Below are 373 nucleotides of genomic sequence, written 5' to 3'. Positions count from 1 at the left end.
GCTGGGCTTCCTGTTCTCGGGTCAGGGGTCGCAGCGGCTGGGTATGGGTCGCGGACTGGCCGCGCGGTACGAGGTGTTCGCCGAGGCCCTGGACGCCGTACTGGACGTGTGCGACCCGCGGGTGCGTGGGGTGTTGTTCGGTGAGGACGCCGAGGCGTTGAACGAGACGGGGGTGACGCAGCCGGCGTTGTTCGCGGTCGAGGTGGCACTGTTCCGCCTCCTCCGGAGCTGGGGTGTGCGGCCCGATGTGCTGGCGGGGCATTCGATCGGTGAGCTGGCCGCCGCGCATGTGGCGGGTGTGTGGTCGCTGGCGGACGCGGTGAGGGTGGTCTCCGCGCGGGGTGCGCTGATGCAGGTGCTGCCGGCCGGTGGC

The 373-nt window shown here is 71.8% G+C and carries 1 protein-coding gene; it reads left to right on the top strand.

The genetic code is table 11. The annotated features are described in order from the left end of the window. A partial coding sequence (locus KYY02_RS33795; RefSeq protein ID WP_371244925.1) for an acyltransferase domain-containing protein occupies positions 1 to 373 on the top strand: 373 nt, incomplete at both ends.

Source organism: Streptomyces pimonensis, from assembly GCF_041380215.1.
In the GTDB taxonomy this organism is placed as follows: domain Bacteria; phylum Actinomycetota; class Actinomycetes; order Streptomycetales; family Streptomycetaceae; genus Streptomyces; species Streptomyces pimonensis.
Note: the sequence above shows the minus strand (reverse complement) of the source record. Positions and strands in the feature narration are given on the sequence as shown.